At 45.5% G+C, this 20438-nt stretch carries 15 protein-coding genes and 1 rRNA gene; 6 read left to right on the top strand and 10 right to left on the bottom strand.

Annotated features, from left to right (window positions below; all coding sequences use genetic code 11):
* Positions 1–24 precede the first annotated feature (24 nt).
* Positions 25–1890, bottom strand: coding sequence for a vWA domain-containing protein (locus L5M51_RS21820; protein WP_263174633.1), 1866 nt, complete (start codon positions 1888–1890; stop codon positions 25–27).
* 232 nt (positions 1891–2122) lie between these two features.
* On the opposite strand from L5M51_RS21820, the gene dauA reads away from it, so the two are divergent.
* From dauA to L5M51_RS21800, 4 genes are all read left to right on the top strand, one after another.
* Positions 2123–3886: a C4-dicarboxylic acid transporter DauA gene (dauA, locus tag L5M51_RS21815; RefSeq protein ID WP_219252014.1), complete on the top strand. Its 1764-nt coding sequence runs from the start codon at positions 2123–2125 to the stop codon at positions 3884–3886.
* Between the two features lie 268 nt (positions 3887–4154).
* Positions 4155–4646: a 5-(carboxyamino)imidazole ribonucleotide mutase gene (gene purE, locus L5M51_RS21810; RefSeq protein WP_168823554.1), complete on the top strand. Its 492-nt coding sequence runs from the start codon at positions 4155–4157 to the stop codon at positions 4644–4646.
* Positions 4646–5749, top strand: a complete 1104-nt coding sequence (purK, locus tag L5M51_RS21805; RefSeq protein WP_263148968.1) for a 5-(carboxyamino)imidazole ribonucleotide synthase — start codon at positions 4646–4648, stop codon at positions 5747–5749. The genes purE and purK overlap by 1 nt, the downstream gene beginning before the upstream one ends.
* 163 nt (positions 5750–5912) lie before the next feature.
* Positions 5913–7166 (top strand): sensor domain-containing diguanylate cyclase, encoded by a 1254-nt coding sequence (locus L5M51_RS21800; protein WP_263148967.1) that lies wholly within the window; start codon positions 5913–5915, stop codon positions 7164–7166.
* 219 nt (positions 7167–7385) lie between these two features.
* Here L5M51_RS21800 and L5M51_RS21795 read toward each other — a convergent pair whose 3' ends face one another.
* From L5M51_RS21795 to L5M51_RS21775, 5 genes are all read right to left on the bottom strand, one after another.
* Positions 7386–8003 carry a hypothetical protein gene (locus L5M51_RS21795; protein WP_302479695.1) on the bottom strand — a complete coding sequence of 206 codons (618 nt, stop codon included), beginning with the start codon at positions 8001–8003 and terminating at the stop codon, positions 7386–7388.
* Positions 8004–8157: 154 nt separating this feature from the next.
* Positions 8158–8622, bottom strand: a complete 465-nt coding sequence (locus L5M51_RS21790; protein ID WP_168823560.1) for a hypothetical protein — start codon at positions 8620–8622, stop codon at positions 8158–8160.
* Positions 8619–10268, bottom strand: coding sequence for a glutamate--cysteine ligase (gene gshA / locus L5M51_RS21785; protein ID WP_263174631.1), 1650 nt, complete (start codon positions 10266–10268; stop codon positions 8619–8621). The genes L5M51_RS21790 and gshA overlap by 4 nt, the downstream gene beginning before the upstream one ends.
* A 185-nt stretch (positions 10269–10453) precedes the next feature.
* Positions 10454–13306 (bottom strand): M16 family metallopeptidase, encoded by a 2853-nt coding sequence (locus L5M51_RS21780; RefSeq protein ID WP_263174629.1) that lies wholly within the window; start codon positions 13304–13306, stop codon positions 10454–10456.
* A 199-nt stretch (positions 13307–13505) separates the two neighbouring features.
* Positions 13506–13931: a YqaA family protein gene (locus L5M51_RS21775; protein WP_263174626.1), complete on the bottom strand. Its 426-nt coding sequence runs from the start codon at positions 13929–13931 to the stop codon at positions 13506–13508.
* Positions 13932–14222: 291 nt separating this feature from the next.
* Here L5M51_RS21775 and L5M51_RS21770 point away from each other — a divergent pair, with 291 nt between their 5' ends.
* Positions 14223–15476: a dicarboxylate/amino acid:cation symporter gene (locus L5M51_RS21770; RefSeq protein ID WP_263174625.1), complete on the top strand. Its 1254-nt coding sequence runs from the start codon at positions 14223–14225 to the stop codon at positions 15474–15476.
* Between the two features lie 232 nt (positions 15477–15708).
* Positions 15709–15876, top strand: a complete 168-nt coding sequence (locus L5M51_RS21765) for a hypothetical protein (RefSeq protein ID WP_168823570.1) — start codon at positions 15709–15711, stop codon at positions 15874–15876.
* A gap of 166 nt (positions 15877–16042) precedes the next feature.
* On the opposite strand, the gene L5M51_RS21760 is transcribed toward L5M51_RS21765, so the two are convergent.
* The 4 genes from L5M51_RS21760 to rrf form a co-directional block, all read right to left on the bottom strand.
* Positions 16043–17173, bottom strand: a complete 1131-nt coding sequence (locus L5M51_RS21760; protein ID WP_263174623.1) for a sodium ion-translocating decarboxylase subunit beta — start codon at positions 17171–17173, stop codon at positions 16043–16045.
* An 8-nt stretch (positions 17174–17181) separates the two neighbouring features.
* Complete coding sequence (gene oadA / locus L5M51_RS21755; RefSeq protein WP_263174621.1) at positions 17182–19011, bottom strand: sodium-extruding oxaloacetate decarboxylase subunit alpha; 1830 nt, start codon at positions 19009–19011, stop codon at positions 17182–17184.
* Between the two features lie 11 nt (positions 19012–19022).
* Positions 19023–19289 (bottom strand): OadG family transporter subunit, encoded by a 267-nt coding sequence (locus L5M51_RS21750; RefSeq protein ID WP_113941635.1) that lies wholly within the window; start codon positions 19287–19289, stop codon positions 19023–19025.
* A 900-nt stretch (positions 19290–20189) separates the two neighbouring features.
* Positions 20190–20305: ribosomal RNA gene (gene rrf / locus L5M51_RS21745) — 5S ribosomal RNA — on the bottom strand.
* Between the last annotated feature and the right edge of the window lie 133 nt (positions 20306–20438).

Genomic DNA, 20438 nt, shown 5'->3' with positions numbered 1-20438 from the left:
GTTAGCCCCACGAATTTACTTTTACTATTGTAATCTCTCATTGCGCGTATTGCTCTTGTCTCTCACTGGCTCGCCATGAAGCTTATCTTGGGGAGGAAAAGGTTTATCCGTACCATCGAATACCTTCTTAATCGGCACATGACTAGATTGCTCTATGGCCGCGGCGGTTTCCATTAATTGCACAAACTCATGGCGATATCCAAAAGGATCGTCCCCTAATGCCGAACGTGCTAACTGGCTTAACTTAGTATAATCAAATTGATGTAGATAATGGCTGCCATTCAGTAATTGCCCTAATCCTGCAACCGCTGCTGCAAATCTAAAATCATCACTCGCTTGTTCTAACAGCTTAACATTTTGGTCTAACCTGATGGGATAGCTCAGTAACTGACTCTGTGTTTGCTCTGGCAGCTTGTATCTCAGTTTAAGGAAAGCGATTTCTTCACGGCTGTATTTTTCTTGCCCCGTTTGAGCATCAACGCCATATCTGAGTTTATCATTCGCCATCTGCCCTGCTTCAACATATCTTAATTCATATAAGGCAGTCACTGTATGACCCGCGCCAATTTCACCCGCATCCACCTTATCGTTGTTGAAATCCTCCCGTGCTAAAGCACGATTCTCATAACCGATTAGACGATACTCGGACACTAAGGCCGGATTAAACTCCACTTGCACTTTGACGTCTTTAGCAATAGTGAACAAGCTTGAACTTAACTCGTCCACCAGCACTTTTCGCGCTTCATTCAGGGTATCGATATAGGCATAGTTGCCATTGCCCTTATCCGCTAATTGCTCCATGAGTTGATCGTTGTAATTCCCCAAACCAAACCCTAAGGTTGTCAGGCCAATACCATGATCTTTTTCCTTCTCAATCAAGGCAATCAAATCATCAAAATCTGTCATACCAACGTTGAAATCACCATCCGTCGCGAGGATGACTCGATTAATACCATGGGGGATGAAATGCTTTTTCGCCAATTGATAAGCTTGTGTGATTCCTTGCCCACCATTGGTTGAACCACCTGCGCTCAATTGCTCTAACGCATAGGTTAAAGTTTGAGTGTCATTACCCGACGCGCCATCGAGCACTACACCAGCAGCCCCTGCATAAACCACAATAGAGACTTTATCCTGCGCGCTTAATTGCGCCGTCAGCAACTTGAGTGCTGTTTGCAGTAAAGGCAATTTATCTGCAGATGCCATAGAACCTGACACATCGAGCAAAAAGACTAAGTTACTGGCGCCTAACTGAGATTTAGGTAAGTCATACCCTTTAAGACCAATCCGTAACAGCATCATGTCATCGTTATAAGGGGATGGCGCAAGCTCTGTCGTAACGCTAAACGGCGCGGTATTTTTAGCAGGTAAGGGATAATCGTAGGCAAAATAATTAAGCATTTCTTCGACTCTGACTGTACCTTTCTCGGGCAAGCGCCCTTCCCTCAGCATCCGCCTTAAGGTGGCATAACTGCCAGTATCAACATCGATGGAAAAAGTCGATACTGGGATTTCTCCTGCCACCATGATGCCATTTTGCACCAGCGGCTCGAATTTATTTTGTGCTAACGGAATCGCGGCATAGTCTGACGGCATTGGGGCTATGTTCATTCCCATCACTGCACCATGGGTAGACATTTGCATCGGCACCGCGACTCTGGCCATCTTAGTAGCATCAAGCATTTCAGCACGGCGCAGTGACACTTCTTTATGACTCTGCTCGGCTTGCAGCTCCGCTTGTCGTTGTTGAGCCTCAGAGCCTTTACCGCCACAGGCCGTTAAACTCAGCATGACTAAGAATAAAGCTGCGCTATTGCTCGCCGATATGCTGACGCTTCCCCAAGATAATAAGGAATGTGTAATGGTTTTCTGGGAGTATATTGTTTTCATGTTGAATGCCTTTGATGTTGACCTAAGGCTGTAAACGGCGCAAATGACTAAAAGGGTTAAAGTATCAAAATATTTTACAAACCACTCTTAAATGAGAATCAAACAGCCTCCAAGCACACTTTTTATACAAAACAAAGTATTTTCAATCGTTTTTGCAATCAAGCTCACACTGCGTCTTGTATCAGGTCACTAAAATAGAAGCTTGTTACTCGCCTCGCTATGGGACCCACTCGTGTCACACTCAGCTCATTTGTTTTCCCTAAGAATCGCCCACGCACTCACAGAAGCTTGCGTGAAGGATAAGTATTCGTTTAAACGTTTTGGGCAAGATCTTCTTGCAGGTCTCACTGTCGGCATTATTGCCATTCCGTTAGCAATGGCATTAGCCATTGCCAGTGGAGTTGCACCTCAATACGGTTTATACACTGCGATTGTCGGCGGTTTTATTATCGCCATATCTGGCGGCTCACGTTATAGCGTGTCAGGCCCGACAGCGGCATTCGTAGTATTGCTCTATCCAATAGCCCAACAATTTGGTTTAGCAGGATTATTAATCGCGACTGTGATGTCCGGAATGATACTCGTCGGCATGGCAATGCTGCGACTTGGCCGATTAATTTTGTATATCCCTGAATCCGTCACCTTAGGCTTTACCGCGGGGATAGGTGTCGTCATCGCTACCTTGCAGCTCAAAGATTTTTTCGGACTCGATATAGCCCAGATGCCAGAGCAATATCTGGCTAAGTTGATGACATTAGCTCAAGCCCTACCCTCGGTGCATTTACCTAGCCTACTGGTAGCATCCGCGACCTTAGCGACTATGCTACTTTGGCCAAAACTCAAAACACCCGTGCCAGCGCACCTTCCAGCTATTATACTCGGCACTATGTTCGCCTTGGTTCTCAATGCCATGGGTGCAGATATAGAAACCATAGGAACCCGTTTTCACTATCAACTGAGTGATGGCACCACAGGCATGGGAATTCCTGCCGTATTACCCAGTTTCGAATGGCCTTGGCTGCAAGCTGGCGCGAATGGCCAAGCCTTTCAGTTTAATCTCGCGACCTTTCAAGCTTTATTACCAGCCGCCTTTGCCATTGCCATGTTAGGCGCAATTGAATCGCTACTGTGTGCAGTGGTGCTCGATGGCATGACAGGTAAACGTCACAGTGCCAACAGTGAATTACTAGGGCAAGGTATAGGTAATATCATCACACCGTTTTTTGGCGGTATACCGGCCACTGCAGCAATTGCCCGTAGCGCGGCAAACGTCAAAGCGGGAGCTCAGAGCCCGATAGCGGCCATGATCCACGCCATAGTAGTCTTAATTGGTTTAGTCGCCTTAGCGGGCGTATTAGCTTATTTGCCCATGTCAGCCATGGCAGCCCTGCTACTTGTTGTGGCTTGGAACATGAGTGAAGCCCACAAGGCACTACATTTAATTAAAACTGCGCCCACCAGCGATATCATGGTTTTTGTCAGTTGTTTTTCATTAACGGTTATTTTCGACATGGTGATCGCCATCAGTGTTGGAATTATCCTTGCTGCCTTGCTGTTTATGAAAGAAATTGCCGAGATGACAAAGCTTTACGATATCAGCACCAACAAGCGTTATGTGGATCAAGAGCTACCTGCCGATTGGGCTGTCCTTAAAATTAACGGGCCGCTATTCTTCGCTGCTGCTGACCGCATTTTCTCCGAAATCGCGAGTCTCACTGAAGATAAACAAGTGATAGTGCTTTATCTCGATGGAGTATCTATTCTGGATGCGGGAGGATTAGCCGCACTGACGAAGCTGATTGAAAAATGCAAAGCGAATAAGACTAAGCTCATTATCGCCGATCTGCAGTTCCAGCCCATCCGAACGCTGGCGAGAGCGAAGATCCAGCCAATTGAAGGTGTGTTGAAGTTTTACTCGACCCTACGTGAAGCCATGACAGAAGCGCCAGTTATCACTCAGCAAACTGAAATCACTGCGGATAAGCAGACACAGTAAACCAGTAGCACGATCTCAGGGCTTAATGTTGCTGACTTATCTCAAAGGCCAACCTCAGTGTTGGTCTTTTTTATAGCTCCATCACCTCACCTATTCATCGCCGCGAAAGACGTTTTTTCACACGCAAAAACGGGCAGAAATCGCTAGGATCATGGTATTATTCAGCGCCATGATGCTAGCTACCGATGACGGCTAGACAAGCATCAACTGTACCTAGACCTGAAACAAGGTCAAAATATAATTAAAATTAGTGAGTTAAGGAGTTATCATGCAAGCCCTTGTTGCTGTTGTTATGGGTTCTAAAAGTGATTGGCCCACGATGGAAGCCGCCGCTGAGATAATGGATAAACTGCAAGTGCCTTATCATGTTGAAGTGGTTTCCGCCCATAGAACGCCAGATAAACTCATGGAGTTTGCAGCCTCTGCCGCCGAACGTGGTTTTAAAATCATCATTGGTGGCGCCGGTGGTGCAGCGCACTTACCCGGTATGATTGCCTCTAAAACTCGCTTACCCGTATTAGGTGTACCAGTCCAAAGTAAAGCCCTGTCAGGTATGGATAGCTTATTGTCTATCGTTCAAATGCCAAAAGGCATCGCCGTCGGCACCTTAGCCATAGGTACAGCGGGCGCATTCAATGCGGGATTATTGGCCTGCCAAATCCTTGCGAATAACGATACAGAATTAGCGGCTCGTGTTGACGCTTTCAGAGAAGAACAGACCCGTGCGGTACTGGACAATCCAGACCCGAGGGAAGTCTAATGACCCAGACAAACACTAAACCTAAGGTTTGGGTATTAGGTAATGGTCAGCTGGGCGCCATGTTGACCCACGCTGGTGAGCCATTAGCGATTGAAGTTAACGCCGTCGATATCATGACGCCTACGGATGACATTCTACCACTCGCGCCCCACGACATTATTACCGCCGAGCGCGAACAGTGGCCAGAGTCCGCCCTGAGTTTACAACTCAGCTCACACCCCCATTTTGTTAATGGTCCGGTATTTAGCCGTTTAGCCGACCGTTTTAGCCAAAAAAGTCTACTCGACCAGCTCAGTGTTCCCACAGCGCCTTGGACCTTAGTTGACGATAACACCCAAGTCGATACCCTGTATCAGCACTATGGTCCTAGAGTCTTGATGAAACGCCGTACTGGGGGTTATGACGGTAAAGGTCAACATTGGCTAAAAGAAGCCGAAGCGGGTGATATTCCAAACGATTGGCGTAACCTTGCGATTGCTGAGCAAGCGATTAATTTTGATGAAGAAGTATCATTGGTTGGCGTGCGTACTCGCAAAGGCGAATGTGTGTTTTATCCGCTGACGCTGAACTTACATCAGGACGGCATTTTAATGGCGTCGATTTCGCCACTAGCACGCTTAACCCCCTTGCAAGCCCAAGCCGAAACTATGCTCAGCGTTATTATGCACGAGCTTGAATACGTTGGCGTAATGGCAATGGAATGCTTCCGTGTTGGCGATGAGTTACTGGTGAATGAGCTGGCGCCGCGAGTGCACAACTCTGGCCATTGGACTCAAGCCGGAACCCATATGGATCAATTCCAGCTGCATCTTAGAGCACTTTGCGGAATTGCGATCCCACAGCCACAAGTGAATTTTCAGTGTGTTATGGTCAACCTTATCGGTATCGATAATGACCCTCGCTGGTTAAGTTTGCCCAATGCTGAGTTGTACTGGTACAACAAAGAAGTTCGCCCGGGTCGTAAAGTCGGACATTTAAACCTATCAGTGCCAAATCAAACTGTGCTCAACCAGAGCATAGCCGCACTGCAAACTTGGATGCCAATCCAATACCAAGCACCATTAGCTTGGATATTGGCCGAATACGCAGAAAATTCGCGTTAATTCAGTATTTAGTACCAAAATCACTGATATGAAATTGTTCACAGTTTCATATCAGTTTATATTTCAATTTTCGTTATATACTTAACTGAACTCAGTGTGAATACGTTAGTGATGTATAGCATTCAATGATTACTAGCAATGACACAGATAAAGGAATAGTCGAGTGAAATTAAGGGATAATTTCAAACGTAAGACCATAGATCGCTTAGATTATCGCTATCATCTGCTACTGCTTATAGTGCCGATATGTCTATTCATCCTGCTGTTTATCTTTAATGCATCCACAGAAAATTGGACTATCCTGCCCTTACTGTTTGTTTGCATCATTTATATTTTTGCCTACAGCCTAATTTACTATTTGCATCAGGGTCGTTTAACTCGACTATGGCAGCATTTAGAGCAAGTCGTCACCATCAACGATGCCATCTATGAACTCGCCCATCTCTCGAGTCATTATAAAAATGAGCATGCCTTTCTGGACGCCTTACTCAATAAAGCCGTGTACGTGATTAATGGTGCCGAAATGGGCAGCATCATTAAAATCAACGAGGTGAATAATAAACTGTATTTTGAATCTGTCGTGGGGCTCGATTTAGCAAAGCTCAGACAACTGGATTTTACCTTAGAGCAAACTTTTGAATATCGACTCACTGAAGGGAGATGCGATCAAGTGGTGGTCATCAATGATATGAAGAATATCAATGCGGCTAGCACTTTAACGGAAGATGATCAAAAAGTGTTACTCTCAGTGTCGAAGCAGCCGATACGCTCAACCCTGTCTAGCCCTATTCGTATTGATGGCAAACTGTATGCCATGCTCAATCTCGATAGCAGTAGCATTGGCGCCTTTAGCGATTACGACCGCAATCTTGTCTCTATCCTAACTCACGAAGCTAGCAATGCCATTGCGCTCTATCAGAAGTCACTGCAGATCACTAAACTTGCCAATTTTGATCCATTAACAGGGCTTTATAATCGAAAGAATTTTGAAGATGAACTGCACCACTGGCAGCACAAACCTCACTTAGGCAGTTTTTTAATTATTATCGATATGGACAATCTCAAGTCCATTAATGATGCCTATGGGCACCAGATGGGTGATGTTGCCATCAAGCGAACAGCCACCGCCATGCTCACCTATTGGCAAAATAAAGGCATTATTTCCCGTTTTGGTGGAGATGAGTTTGTCGCTTTATGCCATGGGCCGTTAGCTCAAATTGAACAGGACTTAGATGATATGCGCAAAACCTTGAATCAAGGTTCAGAGCTTAGCCTAGGTTTTAGTTTTGGTATTGCGCCGTTTGAAACCGATTGGTATCAATCCTTTAAGACTGCAGATCATGCTATGTATGAGCAAAAGCGTGCGAAGAAAAAAGCCATTCAGGCATTAGAAACCTTCGCAGTGAAAGCGCAATAAATCAATTGAAGTATGGTGCTGCAGCCGATGTCAAAAGGCTAATATCAACAATCAGTAAGCGTCGGAGTTGAATATCTGAGTTTAAGATTTGAGTTTACTATCTCGATTAGCTATCTCGATTAGCTATCTCAATTAGCTATCTCGATTAAATATCTAAATTGAACACCGACAGTCAGCCATTCTCACTTAAGTGGCTAACAATGATATAAAAACGTAATCCTAACCAAAAAATAAACGCCACAGCCAAGATGAATCTAAATCTTCTTGGCAGGTTTTATATTGAGCCGCGTAGCGTTTCGACCTTTCATCCACCTTATTCGCCACTTTCACTAACCACGCCTTAGATTTATAACTGCCACGGCGATAACCGCCCCAGCCTTCGTGATAATTAAGATACTGCGCCCGCGCATCCCATTTAGATACGCCATTTATCTTATGGGTTTTGCTGATAAACCAGCCCATAAAATCCAAGGCATCATCGAAATCACTGCGGCTCGACCAACTGTTTCCCGTCTCACGCACATAATCATCCCACGTCATGGTCTTAGCCTGCGCATACCCATAGGCATCACTGGCACGGCCAATAGGGATAAAACCTAAAAAGTATTCCATCGGTGGCGCGGCATTGTGCTTGAATGAGCTCTCTTGATACATCATAGCTAACGGCACATGCACTGGCACACCCCATTTATCACGGACATCTTTAGCGGCATCGTACCAATCTCGGTGTTCTTGAAATATCTCACACAAATTTTCGGGAGACTTAGGCGGAGATGTCGCGCAACCTGACAAGATGCCGAGACTTGCGCAGAGTAAGATAGCGGAGGACTTATTCATTAATATCATGTTCTTTGGAGAGTTAGCTCGCGCCATGATGTCATAGACTCAGGCTGAGGCAAGCATAAAAAGCCTTTTTTGCGCTTAGAAGATCTCAGCGCTAGAGGCTAAATCAATATGACTTAAATCGAATGTAGCTGGCTTAACACTTTGGCTATTTCGTTTCGGGACTCAGCTCAAACTGACACTCATGATCTTCTTGCTGCCACACGCCGGGTTCCCAATACGCAGTGTCTTTACCCATATAGCGCTTATCGGTGTGAAATAACGCACCGATATGATAACGCTGATGACTTTCAACATTGAGCTTGAATACTTTGGGTGTCCGCGCGGCAAGCGTGACTGACAAACTTGGATCATCGATCAGCTCCGCAACGGTAAATTCATATTCGCCAGGCGCTAACTGATAATTAGGCTTAGAAACGACTGCCTGCCCGTTTAAATGGGTCACCACAACTCGATACCAGTGAGTACTGGCATCGGGCTGCAAATAACCCGACACAGTACCACAGCCCAGTGGGTCTTCAGGTGACGCGGCGCAGCCAGATAACAAGGCACTGAACACAATCAAGGCTGCGCGGGCACGTAGGCCAGTGAAAGAGAATAACCCCTCTTTCACGGCTTCACTCCAAAGTAATCTTCCAGATAATCATCGAATGAAACTGCACTCTGTGCCGCCTCTAGTTCAGCTTGCTTGTTAAGCGAACTGGATGCTTCAGCTTGATACTGCGCTATGGTCTCGCTCGACAAGGGATAATCGATAAAGTATTGGTAGTATTGCTGCGCTAACGTCATTACCCACTGACCATGATCTTGGCCCTTGTTGATCACGTTTTGAAGTACTTGTCCCGACAGGGTTAAATTCGGATCTTCAGCCGCTTTGCGCCAATGGGCCAAAGCCATTTGATAATCCGTCCCCTCACCATCAAGCAATACTGCCAAAGGTTGCAAGGCATCAAACAACTCTTCTAACCAAGATTTAAGCGAACGTGAACCGTCTGCGGTTAATAACTCAAGCCCAGGTTTACGGCCTTCAAGCACCACAGCTTTAAGATTTGCGCTTAATCTCGCCTCTTCGCTCGCCTCAGACTTAGGCGACTGCGTTAATAAACAATAGAGTAGGAATAAATCAAGGAAACGCACTTGTGTCGCCTCAATGCCAACTGGGCTAAATGGATTAACATCCAGCGCTCTCACTTCAATGTATTCCACCCCAGCACGGGCCAGAGCTTCAGACGGTTTCTCGCCACTACGTGTGACCCGTTTCGCACGGATTGGCGAGTAGAACTCGTTTTCAATCTGCAATACATTGGCATTAAGTTGACGATACTCACCATCGACTTTAACGCCGATATTAGCAAAGTTTGCTGAAGGCATTTTAGTGGCAGCATTCACGCCAGCCAGATACTCAGGCAAAGAGTTATAGCTGATATTTAGATCTTCTTGCTCTTTGTTGGTGTAGCCTAAATCACTCATACGCAACGAAGTGGCATAGGGCAGATACAGAGTTCCGTGGCCCGTTTTTTCAAACTTGAGGTCGGTTTTTTGATCTTTAATAAAGGAGCTACATAACGCTGGCGAGGCACCAAATAAATAAGGTAGTACCCACACTAAACGGCGATAGTTACGGATCAAGCCGAAATAGGATTCTGAAATAAAATCATCGTAAGTTAACTCTTTATCACTTAACTCATACAGGCTTTGCCATAATTCTTGCGATACCGAAAAGTTAAAGTGCACCCCAGAGATGATCTGCATCAGGGCGCCATAACGATAGGTTAACCCCTTACGATACAAGGTTTTCATCATGCCAGTATTCGATGAGCCATAGCGGGCAACGGGGATCTGTTGCTCATCTTTCACATAGCAAGGCATGCTCACGGGCCACAAACGCTGACCATTTAAGTGGCGCACGCTGAAAGCATGAGTCTCCGTTAACCCAGTGAGAAGTTGCTCAACATTGTGATTTACTGGCGTAATAAACTCGAGCAAGGCTTCACTGTAATCCGTCGTAATACGCGAATGCATTAACGCCGAGCCTAAGGCTTCGGGATGCGAGTCTGTAGCGAGATAACCAAACTCATCAATCCGCAACGCCTCACGTTCTATGCCACGTAACATACCCAAGAGTGCGGTGCGCCCATTGGCGTCCGAGAGATGTTGTACTAATTCATTGAATGACTTCAATTTGCGCTTCTCTAATTGGTGATTCGCTATCGCGACAAGGTTAACAGTCAGACCTTTATTTTGAGGCTTATCTTGCAAAATATGCCTCAAAATAAATCTAAACCTGTCTGTGGGGCAAGCCAAATTCACACCTTGTATGATTAAAAGCAGACGGTGACAGCTAATGCTGTCACCGTCTTTCGATGTAAATCCGGTAAATATAGGGCAAATAGTCGTTAACTAATGCACCCATCTATCTACCTATATAAGGGCGAAATACTAATTTACAATACTAAAGTTTCAATTGGATAGCCCAATACCGCTAAATCCGCTTCAATTGTCGCTTTATCTCCCACCACCAGAATCACCATTTTATTGATATCTAGCTCGGAAGCCGCGAGGGCATTGAGTTCATCTTTTGTTACAGTATTAATGATCTTGTCCTGTTGAGTCGTAAAATCTTGACTCAATTGGTAACGTTGGATCATCCGCATAAAGCCCGCTTTTTGATACGGTGTTTCATAATCAAGAGCTTGCCCTTGAGAGACTGAATTACGCATAAAGGCAAGTTCAGTATCCGTCATGCCCTGCTGCTGATAAGCACTGATTTCTTTTACAAACTCAATGAGTGCTTTCGCCGTCACGTCACTGCGAACGTTACTTGATGCGACAAAATCGCCCACTTCAGCACCGCCAGTAAAACGGGTGCGAGCACCATAGGTATAACCTTTATCCTCACGTAAATTTAGGTTGATACGGCTATTGAATGCGCCGCCTAACGGATAATTCATCAGATAAGATTTAAAATAATCGCCTGTGGCATCGTAGGGTAATGCGCGCTTGGCAATATTGATTACCGATTGCGCCGCACCAGGTTTATCAATCACATAAATTGTGCCGCCTTTTAATGCAGGGAGTGGCTTAAGTGGCGGTACCACAGCTGCTTCTCCTTTCCACTGGTTTAATCCCGCTAATTTAGGCAGCAATGCAGATTCAGATAAATTAGCAACAGTGACAATTTTAGCGTTGCCGCCTTGATACTGCTGGGCATAAAACGCTTTTACATCGGCTAACGTAAGCGCCGCGACAGAATCGAGCGTGCCGAGATCATTCACACCTAACGCATTGTCTTTACCGTATAACAAAGACGACAACGCCGTATCAGCCAGATAGCTAGGATCGGACTGCATATGCTGGATCTGTTGTAATTGCTGCTGTTTCACTCGCGCAAAGTCAGCTTCGCTAAACGCTGGCTGAAACAGCTTTTCTTCCATAATCGCCAGCGTCTCATCTAAATGTGCTGTCAGAGCCGATACTTTGATCGAACTTTGATATTCAGACGCACTAAAATCGACACTACTACCTAGCATTTCTAAGGCTTGTGATAGTGCTTCACTGCTGCGTTTCTGACTCGATTCATTAAGCATTTCAGCAGTCAGCGTTGCTAAGCCTGCTTTTTCGACGGGTATGAGTCTGTGGCCACCATTGAGATAAACAATTAACTCAACTGTTGGTGTTTCAGTACTTTGAGTGCCCATGACTTCGATGCCATTGGCTAAGGTTTTTGTCCAAATTTTAGGTACTTTAAGCATAGGTGCAACGCCAGATGCAGGCATCTTAGTCCGATCAAAACTTGAAACAAGTTCAGGCTTGGGCAAATCCCCCTCTACCGCAGTTTGTGCAATCGGCAACGTTGCAGGTGTGAAGTTATCCACATGGGCAATAAGTGACGTCATTCCCTGCGGCACCACACTCATAACCACCATAGGCTTATCTTTAATGTATTGCTTAAACACGCGCATCACATCGTCTTTGGTCACATTGGCATAACGATTCAGATCTGAGGCAATCATGTTCGGATTGCCCGACAGCGTTTGGTTCATCGCTAAGGTCGACACTTTGCCAGAAACACTCTGCAGGCTATAAATGGTATCAGCCTCAAACTGCACTTTGACTTTTTGCAGATCGTCATCAGTAACGCCACGTTGCTCAAACTCCTTAATCGAGTCGAGGATACGTTGCTCCAGATCCGCCAGTTTGCCGCCCTTTTCAGGATTGGCTAAAGCATAAATCGACATCTGACACGCAAGCTCTTGACAAGGATGACTCACATTAGCCTGCACCGCATAACCGTCCTTCACCAAGTTTTTATATAATAAGGATGTTTTACCACCACCTAAAATATTGGCTAACAGATCGAGCGCGGCCTCATCTGAATGTCTAGCGTATACAGTTGGAAAACCAATACGGATCAAAGGCAAGTGCACTTGATCTTCCATGGAGAGGTAACGCGTCTTATCTAAGTTAACCAGCACCTTTTGCTCTAACGAGACTTCAGGGCCGCGGGGGATTTCACCAAAATATTTATTTACCCAGGCTAAGGTTTGCATTTCATCGAAATCGCCACCTATGGTCAAGGTCGCATTGTTAGGGCCATACCAACGTTGGAAAAAGTGTTTAACATCGTCAACCGTGGCGCGATTAAGATCGTCCGGCCAGCCAATTACAGGCCAAGAATAAGGATGACCGACAGGGTACATAGCTTGGCTAAAACGCTCACTCATGCGGCCATAGGGCTGATTATCGATACGTTGTGCACGCTCGTTTTTGACGGTTTCGCGCTGCACTTCGAATTTTTCACTAGTGAGTGCGGGCAACAAAAAGCCCATACGGTCCGACTCAAGCCACAACATTTTTTCTAATTGATTGTTGGGTACTGTCTCAAAGTAATTGGTTCTGTCGGTATTGGTCGTGCCATTTAGGGTACCACCGGCTTCGGTAACCACTTCAAAATGCTGTTCATCGGCAACATGCTGCGAGCCTTGGAACATCATGTGTTCAAATAAATGCGCAAATCCCGAACGCCCAGCTAATTCGCGAGCAGAGCCCACATGATAAGTGACGTCAACATGCACTAAGGGATCGGAATCATCTTGATGTAAAATAACCGTTAACCCATTGGCTAATTGGTACTTTTTGTAGGGGATCCCTACTTGCGAATCGGCCAATTGCACATTTTCGATAAGTTTAACGCCTGCGGGCAAGTTCGCCGTAGTCGTTTCAGATGCACAACCCGCAAGTGCGGCAGAAATTGCGACCGCTAATATCCATTTCTTCAAAACATTCCCCTCATACATCAATGGGCCAAAAATACAGCTTCATAATCATAGTGCTGCGTTTAGTCATAGTGCGCTTAAATGATTAAGCATTGGGATTTATGACTCGCAAAATTAACACTAAGTTCCTATCTATACAGTCTATACAGTCTATACAGTAAATTCAGTCTAAACGGAAAAACACTCCCCGCCCTTGACCATTAAATGCATCCTAGCGCCATCATGCCATCCATTGCAGCACGGCAGCGGCAATAATTAAGTAACGAATTGTTTTACCAATTAAAATCATCACCAAAGAGGGTATTAGCGGTAGCCTCAACCAACCCGCCAATAAACAGAGAATATCGCCGACAACTGGTGCCCATGAGAGTAACAACGCCCATACGCCGTAGCGTTCAATCAAGGCGAGCCCCTTTGCGTGTTTACCTTTCGCTAACGCTTCTGGTGATTTTGCTAGACGGCCTAAGCGGCCTAAATAGAAACTGGTCATCGCGCCCAACGTGTTGCCAATGCTAGCCACCACGACCAGCGCAACCCAAGCCTCTGGAGTTTTGTTTAATAACGCCACGAGTAAGACTTCAGATCCCCCCGGTAACAAAGTCGCCGCTAAAAAAGCGCCGGAGAACATAATGCCTAACTCAGTCATAATGGCTTACTCAATGATAAATCTCTCTTTTTGTATTCAATGCGATAAGGTTTGCCATGGGTTAATTGAATGTTTCACTTAATCTTTTTACAACAAACTCACTTATCACAATAAGTTATAAGAAAAACGGTTTGTTATAACCCTAGCTCTGTCGATACAATGGTTAACTATGGCAGGCAATAACCGTGCGCATGACTGAGAGCGCGTTAACATCACGCTCAACTCGTTAAATACGAATCCTATCATCGCAGGCCTATTGGCTCACTCTTAATTTATTTTTCTGGAATATGCATGATCCTTCAAACCATTAGCCGCATTCCGTTTTGGCAAAAAGTCTTAGCAGGCTTTATCTTAGGTGCGCTCGTTGGCGTTATTTTAGGTGAAAGCGCCACAGTGCTAAAACCATTAGGTGATCTGTTCATTGGGGCCATTAAGATGTTGGTCGCGCCTTTGGTATTTTGTGCCATTGTCGTGAGTATCACATCGCTCAACTCGCAAACCAGTCTGAAACGCCTGAGCTTGAAAACTTTGGGTATGTTCATGCTGACAGGCACAATCGCCTCTCTGATCGGCTTAGCTGTGGGCTCAATGATCGATATGGGTGGCACAATGCAACTCACAACGACTGAAGTGCGCGAGCGTAATATTCCCGGTTTCGCACAAGTGTTGCTCGACATGATCCCTGTCAATCCTTTTGCTTCACTCGCTGAAGGCAATGTACTGCAAATTATCGTGTTTGCCGCGTTAGTGGGTATCGCTATCAATAAAGTTGGCGAGAAGGCTGATCCGCTAAAACGCACCATAGAAGCGGGCGCAGAAGTCATGTTCCAACTGACTCGCATGGTCTTAAAACTAACCCCTATCGGTGTGTTTGGTTTAATGGCTTGGGTTGTCGGTGAATACGGTTTATCGACTCTACTGCCTTTAGGTAAGTTTATCGGGGCTATCTACATTGCCGCCTTTATCCACATCATCTTTGTTTACGGTGGCTTAGTGAAATTTGTCGGTGGTTTAAGCCCACTGCAATTTTTCCGTAAAGCTATGCCAGCACAGTTAGTCGCATTTAGTACTTCCTCAAGTTTTGGTACTTTACCTGCGAGTACTCGCGCAGTCGAAACCATGGGCGTATCAAAGCGTTATAGTGCCTTTGTGATGCCATTAGGTGCGACCATGAACATGGACGGCTGTGGGGGTATTTACCCTGCGATAGCCGCTATCTTCATCGCTCAAATTTACAATATTCCGCTCGACACACTGGACTATGTGATGATCGCCGTGACTGCGACAGTGGCTTCTGTTGGTACCGCTGGCGTACCAGGAAGTGCGATGGTGATGTTAACTGTCACCTTAGGTGTGATTGGTCTGCCACTAGAAGGCATTGCCTTTATCGCCGCGATTGACCGTATTATCGATATGATCCGCACAGCAACTAACGTGACGGGCGATATGATGACTGCTGTTGTGATTGGTAAATCCGAAAATGAACTCGATGAAGTACAGTTCTATTCGAACGACAATCAAGACGTTACACCAGTAAGTTCGTAGCAATAACAATACTGTATAAAAAGTATTAAGCTAAATCATCAGTACCATTGACCACAGTAAGAGACCGCTTCGGCGGTCTCTTTTATTATCCTGCAAACAGTCTTTAATCTATTGGCTTTAGAGACCACAATCGACTTCGACAGTCTCTATTAACTGCAAAATAGGTTACTCAAATAAGATCAAGCTGTTAGACTCTAAAACCACTCTAACTCACACTTTAGCAGAACAGACAATGACGAGACTCTTCCTTATCCCGCTGATCCTATGTTTGTTTTGGGCGTTATTTTTAAAAGCCAACAAACTCACGCTAAAACAAGGCCGGCGAGGTTTTATCTACATTATCGGTATAGGTGGCGGGCTGATTTTAATCCTTATGGCATTACTCTGGTTAACGGCTTAGGTTAATACCAAGGATTCATTTTCTAAATTAGTGACTTAACAAAAAGCCAACTCAATACTGAGTTGGCCTTAGTGATAAAACAGCGTTAACGACTAGAATAAATTCGAAGATAAACCCGCTAAATTTACCCACTCAGTCAAGCCCAATCAGTTAACCCACTCTGTCATCAACCCAGCACGGCAAGTAAAATCCCCGCAGCCACAGCAGAACCTAGCACTCCCGCCACATTGGGACCCATGGCGTGCATTAACAAGAAGTTGTGTTGGTTGGCCTCTAATCCAACTTTGTTCACGACTCGTGCCGCCATAGGTACAGCCGACACCCCTGCGGCACCAATCAACGGATTAATCTTACCACCCGACAACTTACACATCAGTTTTGCCATCAATACACCTGCAGCAGTACCAATGCCAAATGCTAAAGCTCCCAATACCAAAATTCCTAAGGTTTCAAGCCGCAGGAATTGATCGGCGGATAACTTAGAACCGACAGCTAGACCTAAGAAAATTGTAACGATATTGATAAGCTCGTTCTGCGCCGTTTTCGATAATCTATCCACTACGCCCGATTCGCGCATCAAGTTACCAAGACAAAACATGCCCACTAACGGCGTGGCTGCAGGTAGGAAGAGAATCGTTAATCCCAGTACCATCAAAGGGAAAATGATCTTTTCCTTCTTACTGACTTCGCGCAACTGCTCCATTTTAATTTCGCGCTCGGCTTGAGTTGTCAGTAACCGCATGATCGGCGGTTGAATAATCGGAACTAACGCCATGTAGGAATAGGCCGCTACCGCAATGGCCCCCAATAACTCAGGCGCCAGTTTTGAGGCAAGGAAAATCGCCGTTGGTCCATCGGCACCGCCAATAATCGCAATGGCCGCCGCATCCTTCATGGTGAACTCAAATCCCGGCACTAAGTTCAGCGCGATTGCACCAATCAGTGTCGCAAAAATCCCAAACTGCGCAGCAGCCCCTAATAACAGAGTTTTAGGATTCGCAATCAAGGCGCTAAAGTCGGTCAGCGCACCAACACCCATAAAGATCAATAGCGGAAACACCCCAGTCTCAATCCCCACATGATAGGCGTAATACAGCATGCCACCTTCTTCGGTAAATCCCGCATGGGGAATGTTCGCCAGCACTGCACCAAAACCAATGGGCAACAATAGCAAAGGCTCAAATCCACGCACGATGGCGAGATACAAGAGCAAAGCGCCCACTGCCATCATCAACACTTGCCCGCCAGTAAAGTGAGCGATACCTGTCTCGGCCCCAAAAGCCATTAAACCTTCCATAATGACTCCTACGCCAAAGCCAGTAATTGAGAACCCACAGACACTGAGTCACCTTCTTTCACCCAGATCTTAGCGATAATACCATCGCCCTGAGCACGAATTTCGGTTTCCATCTTCATCGCCTCAAGGATGATCACGACATCGCCTTCACACACTCTATCGCCAGGAGAAACATGCACTTTGAAGATGTTGCCCGACAAAGGCGCGCTCATTTCAAGCCTGATTTCACCATGGCTTGTTGATGGCGTTGTACTCTCAGTCACAGCTTGCACAGCATGAACACTTTGTCCCTGTGGCTGGATTTGCGAGATCTCACCGCCTGCGGCGACTTCAACTACGTACTCTTGCCCTTCGACAGTTACCGTGTAGGTTTCAGGGCCACGATCAGCTACGGGCTTAGCTGCCTCCGCCAACGAAGTCAATTCAGGTTTAGGCTCAAAGGCGCTCGGATCGTCACGATTCTTTAAGAACTGCAATCCTATCTGTGGGAAGAGTGCATATGTCAGCACATCATCGTCATGCTCTGAAGATAGGCGAATGCCTTGTTCCTGTGCTTTATCAGCTAACTCAAGCCGTAATTTAGCCAGCTCTGGCGTTAATAAATCAGCAGGGCGACATGTAATGGCTTCGGCTCCTTGTAAGACTCTCGCTTGCAATGCGGCATTAACTGGCGCAGGTGTCGTGCCATATTCGCCCTTAAGCACGCCTTCAGTCTCTTTAGTCAGTGACTTATAACGCTCACCCATCAACACATTAATGACCGCCTGCGAGCCGACAATCTGCGATGTAGGTGTCACTAAGGGCAAAAAACCTAAGTCAGCACGCACGCGGGGAATTTCTTCCAAGACCAAGTCCATCTTATCGGCCGCGCCTTGTTCCTTTAGTTGGCTCTCCATATTGGTCAGCATGCCACCAGGCACTTGTGCACGTAAGATCCGCGAATCGATGCCTTTCAGCGCGCCTTCAAACTTAGCGTACTTCTTGCGCACCTCACGGAAATAAGCGGCAATCTCCTCAAGCAACACCATATCGTAACCCGTTGCACGCTCAGTATCTTCCACCATAGCGATAACGGTTTCAGTTGCAGTATGTCCATAGGTTTGACTCATCGACGAAATTGCCGTATCGAGCACATCGATACCCGCTTCAATGGCTTTCTGATAAGTGGCGGTACTTAATCCTGTCGTCGCATGACAATGCATAGATAACACGAGTTGCGTTTGGGATTTTAGTCGACTGATAAGCTCAAACGCTTCCATAGGCTTAAGTAAGCCCGCCATATCTTTGATACACAAAGAATCACATCCCATATCTTCGAGACGTTTTGCCATATCAACCCAAGTCTCTATGGTATGCACAGGGCTAGTCGTGTATGAGATAGTACCCTGCGCATGGCCGCCAACTTGGCGCACCGCTTTCACCGCAGTTTCGAGATTACGAGCATCATTCATTGCATCAAAAATACGAAATACATCGACGCCATTAGTATGAGCACGCTCAACAAAACGCGTGACTAAATCATCGGCATAATGGCGATAGCCTAATAAGTTTTGGCCACGCAGCAACATTTGCTGCGGCGTATTCGGCATCGCCTTTTTCAACTCACGAATTCTGTCCCAGGGATCTTCACCAAGATAACGAATACAGGCATCAAAAGTCGCCCCACCCCAAGATTCCAACGACCAGAAACCAATCTTATCGAGTAACGGCGCTATAGGTAACATGTCATCAATGCGTAAGCGCGTCGCTAAAATGGATTGATGTGCGTCCCGCAATACGACATCAGTTAAAAATAATGGCTTAGCCACTGCTGTCGTAGAATTAGATACAAAAGTCATACTGCTCCCCATTACTTAATCTGTGAACGATACTGCTTTACCGCTAGTGAAATCGCAGCGACCAAACTTGGCTCTAAAGGTTTAGCATCAGATTGCGCTACCCTCTGCTGACTCTTAGCATGATTTTTAGCAAAACGTGCAGATGCAGCATCGACTGCACACCAACGCGCAACCAAATGAATCCCAAGGATTAGTACACTTAAAAATAAATAAACTAAGCCCATCCCCAAAAACATAATGCCAACGGCATCCAATAAAGATTGCGTTACATCCTCCATAGCTCCCCTCCCCCTTACGCTCTAGATCCCTATCAACAGCGCGATTGCCCCAAAATCATCGCTATCGCATTACAAGTTCAAAATTCATCAAATGAACTGCTCACAAACTATGGTTCTTCCGTAAACAGACACATAGCAATCACCAATCAGAAAAAATCGAATAAAAAATCACATTTTAAAGCTAACTAATCACACAACAAGAAAACCAGCTGAACTCAACCTGCTACGAACATAACCAATTGATAACAAAAAAACCATATCAGTGTAAATTGGTCTTACCAATATTAAGTAAATCTACAGGCGACAAGTTATTAATCCTCATAAATCGAGCGATTAATTCAATATTCCATAATGAAAAAAACATAATGTTGGATTTAAGCTGAAGTGATGTCTTAGGCTAAAAATGATTCCTAAATTGAAAACAACGAGCATAGGAATAAACCAAGTGAAAAAATATGCAAATTTAACAATCCAAGTCACTGCTATTTGATTCTGAGAGAAGATAAAAAGGAATGTCGTTCTGAAGGCATTGATTGAAGAAGAGGAATGGGTTCAATCTAGACAAATTAAATCATCCATTTTGACAACTTAAGTATCCGCCTTGGTATCAACGCCGAGAAGTGCCCGACAATACGATCTGTGTCTCGAACAGTTACCTTGAGAGATACGTAACAGTATTACCTCAGAAAACCTTAGCCTCTTAGTTATGCGCAGGATTAAGCAATAGGACTAGGGCAAGAACGAAATGAGGAAGCCTAAGAGCGACAAGTGAGTTGGTGAGTAAAAATAGCGGAGAAACATGCAAGTTGAAAGAAAAATGGACTAATTTCTACAAATTGCAGATGCAAAAAAGCCAGCTTATTCAGCTGGCTTCGTTACATCTCAATGAGATAATTAGGCGCTTGGCGATGACCTACTCTCACATGGGGAGACCCCACACTACCATCGGCGCGTTTGCGTTTCACTTCTGAGTTCGGGATGGGATCAGGTGGTTCCACAAGGCTATTGTCACCAAGCAAATTCTGTTTATTACCGTGTCCATCTCTGGACCACGTTAATAATAATTTGAAAAGCTGATTTGCTTTTTGAGTCCACACTTCATTAAGTGTTTATATTCTGTCTAAGTTCGCTTAGCAAAACCCATCTGGG

The sequence above is a fragment of the Shewanella sp. SM73 genome (assembly GCF_025653795.1).
Lineage (GTDB): Bacteria > Pseudomonadota > Gammaproteobacteria > Enterobacterales > Shewanellaceae > Shewanella > Shewanella oncorhynchi.
The sequence above is the reverse complement of the archived record's forward strand: the minus strand, read 5'-3'. Positions and strand labels throughout refer to the sequence as shown.

Coding starts and splice junctions, on each gene's coding strand:
- L5M51_RS21820 (WP_263174633.1), bottom strand. CDS start 1,890: ATGAAAACAATATACTCCCAGAAAACCATTACACATTCCTTATTATCT.
- purE (WP_168823554.1), top strand. CDS start 4,155: ATGCAAGCCCTTGTTGCTGTTGTTATGGGTTCTAAAAGTGATTGGCCC.
- purK (WP_263148968.1), top strand. CDS start 4,646: ATGACCCAGACAAACACTAAACCTAAGGTTTGGGTATTAGGTAATGGT.
- L5M51_RS21795 (WP_302479695.1), bottom strand. CDS start 8,003: ATGAATAAGTCCTCCGCTATCTTACTCTGCGCAAGTCTCGGCATCTTG.
- L5M51_RS21780 (WP_263174629.1), bottom strand. CDS start 13,306: ATGTATGAGGGGAATGTTTTGAAGAAATGGATATTAGCGGTCGCAATT.
- L5M51_RS21775 (WP_263174626.1), bottom strand. CDS start 13,931: ATGACTGAGTTAGGCATTATGTTCTCCGGCGCTTTTTTAGCGGCGACT.
- L5M51_RS21770 (WP_263174625.1), top strand. CDS start 14,223: ATGATCCTTCAAACCATTAGCCGCATTCCGTTTTGGCAAAAAGTCTTA.
- L5M51_RS21765 (WP_168823570.1), top strand. CDS start 15,709: ATGACGAGACTCTTCCTTATCCCGCTGATCCTATGTTTGTTTTGGGCG.
- L5M51_RS21760 (WP_263174623.1), bottom strand. CDS start 17,173: ATGGAAGGTTTAATGGCTTTTGGGGCCGAGACAGGTATCGCTCACTTT.
- oadA (WP_263174621.1), bottom strand. CDS start 19,011: ATGACTTTTGTATCTAATTCTACGACAGCAGTGGCTAAGCCATTATTT.
- L5M51_RS21750 (WP_113941635.1), bottom strand. CDS start 19,289: ATGGAGGATGTAACGCAATCTTTATTGGATGCCGTTGGCATTATGTTT.